At 67.7% G+C, this 1,378-nt stretch carries 2 protein-coding genes and 1 pseudogene; all 3 read left to right on the top strand.

The genetic code is table 11. The annotated features are described in order from the left end of the window. Nucleotides 1-287, top strand: a pseudogene (locus ACFP9U_RS25045) (helix-turn-helix domain-containing protein); the annotation flags it as partial. A gap of 33 nt (nucleotides 288-320) precedes the next feature. Beyond that, the gene (locus ACFP9U_RS25040; RefSeq protein WP_378625592.1) at nucleotides 321-1,007 is read left to right on the top strand and encodes a glutamine cyclotransferase; all 687 of its coding nucleotides are present in this window, start codon (nucleotides 321-323) and stop codon (nucleotides 1,005-1,007) included. Nucleotides 1,008-1,039: 32 nt separating this feature from the next. Continuing rightward, nucleotides 1,040-1,378: SAM-dependent methyltransferase (locus ACFP9U_RS25035; RefSeq protein ID WP_378625591.1), on the top strand; the 339-nt coding region annotated here is incomplete at its 3' end.

The following is a 1,378-nucleotide window of genomic DNA, read 5'->3' as shown; positions in this document are numbered from 1 at the left end:
CGCTGGTGCCGCGCGGCGCCGCCGAGGTCGTCGTTCTGACACCTCCCGTCGACGAGGAGCATGCAGCCGTGCTCGCCCTCCTCGCCGATGGCGAGGCGTGGTCGAGTTCGGCACTGGCGCTCGCTCTCGGCGCCAGCCAACGCACGTTGCAGCGGGCACTGGAACAGCTTGCGGCGGCGGACAAGGTGCAGTCGTTCGGTCGCGGGCGCGCCCGCCGCTGGATGACTCCGCCCGTGCCGGGATTCCCGACGATTTTGTTACTCCCTGCTCCAGTGCCGAACGGCTAGGATCGGAGCATGATGAATTGGGATGCAAAGACGATGAAACAATCTGCAGCTGAAGTCCTCCATGAATACGGTCCTTTTCCGGGGGTCGAGGGCGTGCACGGCGTCACGTTCGATGGCCAGTATGTCTGGTTCGCCTCTGGAGACAAACTGAACGCGCTCGATCCGGCAAGCGGCAAGACGGTGCGCTCCATCGATGCCGCCGCGCATGCCGGAACGGCTTTCGACGGCGAGCATCTGTTTCAGATCGCAGAGGCGCGCATCCAGAAAATCGACCCCGAGACCGGGCGCGTGCTCGCCACGATCCCGGCGCCCGGCGGCGGCGCTGACTCGGGACTTGCCTGGGCCGAAGGGACGCTGTGGGTGGGACAGTACCGGGAGCGAAAGATCCATCAGGTCGATCCGCAATCCGGTGCTGTCCTGCGCACCATCGAGTCCAACCGCTTCGTCACCGGGGTAACCTGGGTCGACGGGGAGCTTTGGTGCGGCGCATGGGAAGGCGACGAGAGCGAGTTGCGGCGCATCGACCCCGATACGGGCGCGCTTCTGGAGAGGCTCGAAATGCCGCTCGGAGCGGGCGTGTCGGGACTCGAGTCCGACGGCGAAGACCGGTTCTTCTGCGGCGGCGGAAAAAGCGGCAGGCTACGCGCCGTCCGCCGGCCCGCACGAAGCGCCTCGACCGAAGACGGCTCCGAGGCTCCCGCCGGCTCAACGGCCGAATAAGCGGCCCGGGACGTCAACTCGGGGTAGACCGGATGGCGACGGACCTTTCTCCACGCCTTCTCGCCATTGTGGACGCACTGCCGCTGCGGGAAGGCATGCGCGTCCTGGAGATCGGATGCGGGCCGGGCACGATGGCGCGTGAAATCGCACGCCGGATCGGCGACGGGCACGTCCTGGCCATCGACCGGTCGGCCAAGGCGATTATACAGGCCCGCACCGCATCCAAGGCGGAGATCGCGTCCGGGCGGCTTACGCTGCGCGAGGTCGCCGCCGAAGACCTGGAATTGAGCGCCGGCGATACGCCGTATGACATCGCGGTAGCCGTGCGCGTGGGCGCCCTGGACGGGCGCGATCCGGAAGCCGGGCGGCGG

The organism is Nitratireductor sp. GCM10026969 (assembly GCF_042660605.1).
In the GTDB taxonomy this organism is placed as follows: domain Bacteria; phylum Pseudomonadota; class Alphaproteobacteria; order Rhizobiales; family Rhizobiaceae; genus Chelativorans.
This window is presented reverse-complemented; position numbering and strand designations above follow the sequence as displayed.